The 5,541-nt window shown below is 57.7% G+C and carries 6 protein-coding genes and 1 tRNA gene; 6 read left to right on the top strand and 1 reads right to left on the bottom strand.

Annotation, left to right across the window (positions count from 1 at the left end; all coding sequences use genetic code 11):
• Positions 1–66: 66 nt before the first annotated feature.
• The 5 genes from ABWU19_RS14165 (at position 67) to ABWU19_RS14145 (ending at position 3,951) form a co-directional block, all read left to right on the top strand.
• Positions 67–861, top strand: a complete 795-nt coding sequence (locus tag ABWU19_RS14165) for a class I SAM-dependent methyltransferase (protein WP_435902304.1) — start codon at positions 67–69, stop codon at positions 859–861.
• 402 nt (positions 862–1,263) lie between these two features.
• A complete protein-coding gene (locus ABWU19_RS14160) occupies positions 1,264–2,163 on the top strand; it encodes a hypothetical protein (RefSeq protein ID WP_435902302.1) in 900 nt (299 codons plus the stop codon).
• 306 nt (positions 2,164–2,469) lie between these two features.
• Positions 2,470–2,907: a hypothetical protein gene (locus ABWU19_RS14155; protein ID WP_435902301.1), complete on the top strand. Its 438-nt coding sequence runs from the start codon at positions 2,470–2,472 to the stop codon at positions 2,905–2,907.
• Positions 2,908–2,926: 19 nt separating this feature from the next.
• Positions 2,927–3,373, top strand: coding sequence for a hypothetical protein (locus ABWU19_RS14150; RefSeq protein WP_435902300.1), 447 nt, complete (start codon positions 2,927–2,929; stop codon positions 3,371–3,373).
• A 44-nt stretch (positions 3,374–3,417) separates the two neighbouring features.
• Positions 3,418–3,951: a DOMON domain-containing protein gene (locus ABWU19_RS14145; protein ID WP_435902303.1), complete on the top strand. Its 534-nt coding sequence runs from the start codon at positions 3,418–3,420 to the stop codon at positions 3,949–3,951.
• 152 nt (positions 3,952–4,103) lie between these two features.
• Here the strand turns inward: ABWU19_RS14145 and ABWU19_RS14140 are convergent, their stop codons facing one another.
• Positions 4,104–5,060, bottom strand: coding sequence for a carbohydrate kinase family protein (locus tag ABWU19_RS14140; RefSeq protein ID WP_435902299.1), 957 nt, complete (start codon positions 5,058–5,060; stop codon positions 4,104–4,106).
• 207 nt (positions 5,061–5,267) lie between these two features.
• Between ABWU19_RS14140 and ABWU19_RS14135 the strand changes: the two genes are divergently transcribed.
• Positions 5,268–5,344, top strand: a tRNA-Trp gene (locus tag ABWU19_RS14135).
• Positions 5,345–5,541: the final 197 nt, after the last annotated feature.

Here is a 5,541-nt window from a genome sequence, read left to right as displayed (position 1 = left end):
GGCGCCTCCTGTTGGCGCAGTTTGGGGAAATGTGGCTGGTGGCTTTTCCGAATTGGGGTATCGAGCATGACTTCTCATTTTAGTCGGGTAGCTTTTACCTACGACCGGACGCGGTATCATCCGCCGGAGGTTTCTGGACGTATCGCGACTGCCATCACCGCGCCCGTCGAGAAGCTGTTTCGCGACCCCTTGTTTTTGGAGATTGGTGCAGGAACAGGCCGAATTTCGGTGCCGATTATCGCTCGAGGCTACCGCTATATTGCCCTGGACGATAACCCGGCCATGCTCGAGGTCTTAAGGCAAAAAGTGGCTGGGGTGGCCCGCAAGGCCCGCCTGGTCGAGGCCGATGCCCGCGAGCTGCCCTTTGAACGGGACAGCCTGCATGCCGTAATCGCCGTGCACTTCTGGCACCTGCTGGATAACTGGCAGCAGGCGCTGCAAGAAAGCCTGCGGGTACTGCGCCCGGGCGGTTTTTTATTTGAGGGCTGGGATCAGTCCAACGACGAAAGCGAGGACTGGCGCATCCAGCAAAAGTGGAAGGAAATTCTGGCCGGCATGGGCTATCAGCTGGCGCGGGGCCGCCACCAGGCCCGCCTGGCCGAGGTGGAAAAAGAGCTGATCCGGCACGGCCTCGAGCCCAGAGCCAGAACGGTGGCCGACTGGGTCAAGCTGCGCAGCCCCCGCACCAGCCTCGAGATGCTGCTGGAGCGCATATATTCTTTTACCTGGGAGGTCCCGGAGGAAGTTTTCAGGCCCTCGGTGGCCGAGCTGGCCCAGTGGGTGGCCGCGACCTACCCCGACCCTGACGTGGAATACCCAATCCACTGGAAGTTTGTGTTGCGCACCAGCAGGATGCCCTAACTGAGTCTGGCGTAACAGCCACCGCTGTGGGAGACTATTCACCCCGACCGAAGGGGTGCGCCAGGCTTCACAGGGATGCACCTCATTGAAAAGCCGTTCTGAGGACATTTGTCATTGACAAAGCGCTTTGAAAAGCGTAGCCTTCCTTTGAAAGGGAAGGTGAGAAATGTGAACCTCCATAAGGGCATCCGTCTTGCGTTGCTTTCAGCCTTTGCTGTAGGTGGCTTGTTTGTGCTGTCGCAGGATCAAGACCCCGAGCGAAAAGCAGAGTGGGAAACCAGCAAGCACAACAACGTGAAAACCACCCTGGCGCAAGCAACGGTAGAGGTCAGGCAAGCCACAGCCGCCCACTGTGCCCGATGCCATAGCGATCAGGGTTTTAGAGCCTGGTTGCCTTAATTGATGCGGGGCGATCCAGGTTTTATTAAAGGGCCAGACGGCAGGGATGCTACTGTAGCTCACCTTACCAGCCTGGGCCTGACCAGGGACAAGGTGCAGCCCATCACCTGCTCTACCTGCCACAACGACCGGGGTGACATTCGAATCGTCCACGATACCTATCACCTGCCTGCAGGCTTTTCGGTGAACGCTGTGGGAGAGGGTGCGCTCTGCATGACCTGCCACAACACCCGCAACGGGCGCATTACCTGGAATGCCGAGGCCCGGCCCAACTACTCCAGCCCCCATTACTCGGCCCAGGCCGATATGCTGGTGGGCAAAAACTTCTTCTTCGTCAACGACACCTCGGATACGCGGGGTTCCCACGCTTTCTTTACCGGTGCGGCCTGTACCACCTGCCATGTGAGCATGAACCCTCAGTCGCACACCTTTAAAGCGCCCGAAAATGTCTGCACCAACTGCCACGGGGCCAAGATGGACAAGGAGTTTGTCCAGCGCCCCACGCGCCAACTGATGGCCCGTTTACGCACGGTGATGTCGGCCCGCATTATGGAAGTTCGCAGCCGCATTAAGGTGATACGGGCCTACGACGAGACCAAAGGAACCTTTACCGACAACTTTGCCATAGACGGCAACAAGATCCTGAGCCTGGCCGACGTGAGCAGTGTGGGTGGTCAGATCGTCTTCAAATTCCGCATGGCCGAAGGCCCTGACGTGATGACTCCGCTCGGTGAAATTCGGGAGGCGGCGGGTGGGAAGCAGGTCTTCGCCCTGAATGACCCCATCGTACGGGCTAGCTGGAACTACCTGATGGTTAAGTACGATGGCAGCTTGGGAATCCACAACCCCAGTTGGGCCCGCGAAGTGCTCCAGGCCTCCATCAATGCGGTGCGGGCGAGGTAAGCCATGCCCCAGGATTGCCGAGACCACACAGGTTTCGGCAATCCTTGTGCGGAAAGAGGACTATGGCGCCAATCTTTTACCAGGCTTCACCCTAGTCTGGTAGATTTGCTATGAGCCGACGATGGGCTGACACCAGAGAGGCTGTGAAAGTTTGGGCCACTGTGATTTACTGGGCGGGGTAAATGGCTAGATTTTGGCCTCTATGCGATATGCGCTAAAGCAAGCTGTTTTCCTGGCTATGGGAGGTTGTATGCAGTACAGGAGGTTTTCCATAAGAAGCTCTTTGGGGGCGTTGGGGGTTGGCCGATGATTCGGGCTTACCAGAATGCAACGAACCCCTCTGCCAAAGCCCTCGAGCTGATCCGCCTGCTGATGCTCCTGCTGGTGCTGGTAGGCTGGGTGATGTACCCCCTCGAGCTCCTCTTGCTGGGGCACTGGGCCGAGAGCTGGCAGTCCAAAATGCCCTTTTGGCTGGCGATTCCTGGCTTGGTTTCCACGCTGCTTATCCTTTTCGACCGCAAGACACCGTGGATACGCCTGTTCTTTATCGTCACCATGTGGGCTTCGGTGCTGACCGGGCTTCTGGGGGCCTACTTTCATGTGGTGTGGAACTTCGATGACGAGGTGAACTGGAAGTTTGAAAAGGCCATGGAGGCTGTGGCGGGCTCGAGGCCGGTGCTGGCGGCAATGGCTTTCACCCACATGGGCGTTACCGGGCTGCTTTCAATTTACCGGGCCGAGTGAGGAAGGGAGGAGGACAGGCATGATTGAAGCCCTGCTTAGAGCCAAGGACGAGCAGAGTCGCCTGCTCGAGCTGATACGCACCATCTTCTTGCTCTTGTGTGCGGTGGGGTTTGTGTTTTACGGGGTAGAACACTGGGTGCTGGATCATTACCTCGAGTCCTGGCAGTCCAGAATCCCACTGTACCTGTCGGTGGTGGGCTTTCCCCTCACGGTGCTGATGTTTTTCAACCGGGGCCCCCTGGTGCGCTATCCTTTCCTGCTGTGGATGGCGGTCTCGCTGGTAGCGGGCGTGGTGGGAGCCTACTTTCATCTGCAATGGAACGCTGCCGATGCCGAAGTGAGCATCTGGAGCTGGCGCGGTTTTATCGAGGCTTTCGAGGGTTCCAGGCCGGTTTTGGCGGCACTGGCCCATACCCATATTGGGGCGGTTGGTCTGATTATAGGCCTGACCATTCGAGACGAGTAGAAGGAGAAGAGGCAATGAACATAGTACGTGCACTGTTTGTTTTGATGCTGGCTGTACCTGGTTTGGCCCTGGCTCAACGAGCGCCCACCATTGACGGCAAGATCGTGGCTGGGGAATATGCCAAAACCTTTAAACACGACAAATCTGGAATGACCATCTCCTGGAGCATTGTTGGCGACACCCTGTACATGGCCCTGCAGGTAGACAGCCCTGGCTGGATTGGTATTGCCATGATGGCCGAAAAGGACGACAAGAAAAAAGGGGCCGATACATATATCTTTACCATGGATGGTGGCAAATTCACCGCCTTGGACATGATCCAGGTCAAACGCACCGGCAAACCTGCTGACGACACCGAAGAAGGCGGCAAGAACTCCATTCTGCAAGCGGCGGGCACCTATGCCGGCAAAACCTGGACGGTGGAGTTTTCTCGCAAGCTCAAGACGGGCGATTCCAATGATATGGACATCGCGCCGGGGCAGAAGTTCATTTTTATGATTGCTGTAGGCCCTGAGATGTCCATTAAAGAAGAGCACAAGAAGAGTGAACGCTGGTACATAGAAAACTTCAGCCTCTGATTGCACTAAAAAAAAACACTCTGCCATTGGGTGGAGTGTTTTGTTTTTTAGCAGACGGCGCAAGGAGCACAAGGATGAAGAGCGCTCTAGTGCAGGGCAAAACCGACGAGCGGTACCTGGCCCTGGCAAAAAGAACGAATCAAGGGCCTTACTTATTGCTTATAGGCAAAGCCAAACTGCTCGATGCGCCGCTTAATCTCTGCATCCATGGGTGGGCGGGCTCCAAACCGCCCAATCACCCAGCCCGCCACCTGCACGGCCAGTTGTCCGGCTGCCCGGGCGTCTTTGGAGCGCAGGTAATGCCCCAGGAAGGCTCCTCCAAACGAATCGCCTGCGCCGGTGGCATCTACTGGCTGGTCGCGGGTGGCCTGAAGTTCGATCAGGCTGCCCCGGTCGAGAATTAGGGCACCATCGGCAGCCAGCTTGAGCAGAATCATGGCCTCGGGGTAGAGGTTTTGCAAGACCTCGAGGATCTCCCTGGGGTTCTGGGCCCCGGTTAGGGCCTGGCCTTCATCGAGGTTGGGAAACACAAAGTCTAGGGAAAGCCCTCGAGTCATACGGCGAAACTCCTCCCGTCCGATTTCCCGAATCATCTGAAACGAGGCCGGGTCGAAGGAGATGGTGATGCCGGCATCGCGTGCCACCTGCACGGCCTTGAGCGCGGCCTGCCTTGGGGGGTCGGTAAAGAGCGACCAGGCCGTCACGTGCAGATGCCCGGCCTGCTGAATGACTTCTACCGGCACTTCCTCGGGGTGCAACTCAAAGTCGGCGCCTTGCGAGGTGAGCATCGAGCGCTGCCCTGCTGCGTCTATAAGTACCAGAATTACCCCGGTGGGGGTGCTGCTGTTCCAGATGATGTGGGGCATTACACCCTCTGCGGCCAGCTCCTGCACAGCAAACTCGCCGAAGCGGTCGCGCCCTACTTCTCCGATAAATCCAGCCGGATACCCCACCCGGGATGCCCAAACTGCCACATTGGCCGCGCTTCCGCCACCCATCAACAAAACCCTTCCGGTGGTATCGCCGCCGGGCAGCAGCAGGGTATTGGGTTTGGCCAGCACATCCCAGGTGAGGTCGCCAAGGGCAACGAGAGGTTTGAGGTTCGCCATCGGGCCGATTGTACCCTGCCAAACCCCGTGCTTCGTGTTGTCACGGGGCTTTTTGCTGCCGCGCTAATGGAATGCTGGGGATCGCACATCAGGTTTTTGTTGCGAGCAGCACACGTAGGCCAAAAGCCAGGTCGGTTTCCGGGTAGGTTGTCGGTTCTGTGTCCCTATGCTAAAATCCGATGCGCCGGCGATGAGCTGGGACAATGGGGGCCGTTAGCTCAGCCCGGTAGAGCACTCGTCTCCAAAACGAGGTGTCGGAGGTTCGAATCCTTCACGGCCCGCCAAAAATTCAAACAGTGGGTGTTCTCCAGAGGGTCATAACCTCTGGAGCTTTTTATAGAAGCGAGGGGGTGTGGGGGAGCTATAAAACCCATCCCCTTCAGGGATGGCCGCCTCGCCGTGGCGAGGCGAGGACTCCCCTACGTGCCCCACAGGGGCACATAGCATGGTGAGTGGTAGATGCGCTAGAATATCAGCTGGA

This window comes from Meiothermus cerbereus, assembly GCF_051297115.1.
GTDB classification, from domain to species: domain Bacteria; phylum Deinococcota; class Deinococci; order Deinococcales; family Thermaceae; genus Meiothermus; species Meiothermus cerbereus_A.
The sequence above is the reverse complement of the archived record's forward strand: the minus strand, read 5'-3'. Positions and strand labels throughout refer to the sequence as shown.

Excerpts from the sequence above, each read along its gene's own strand:
- ABWU19_RS14150 (WP_435902300.1), top strand. The coding sequence starts at position 2,927 with ATGATTGAAGCCCTGCTTAGAGCCAAGGACGAGCAGAGTCGCCTGCTC.
- ABWU19_RS14165 (WP_435902304.1), top strand. The coding sequence starts at position 67 with ATGACTTCTCATTTTAGTCGGGTAGCTTTTACCTACGACCGGACGCGG.
- ABWU19_RS14145 (WP_435902303.1), top strand. The coding sequence starts at position 3,418 with ATGCTGGCTGTACCTGGTTTGGCCCTGGCTCAACGAGCGCCCACCATT.
- ABWU19_RS14160 (WP_435902302.1), top strand. The coding sequence starts at position 1,264 with ATGCGGGGCGATCCAGGTTTTATTAAAGGGCCAGACGGCAGGGATGCT.
- ABWU19_RS14140 (WP_435902299.1), bottom strand. The coding sequence starts at position 5,060 with ATGGCGAACCTCAAACCTCTCGTTGCCCTTGGCGACCTCACCTGGGAT.
- ABWU19_RS14155 (WP_435902301.1), top strand. The coding sequence starts at position 2,470 with ATGATTCGGGCTTACCAGAATGCAACGAACCCCTCTGCCAAAGCCCTC.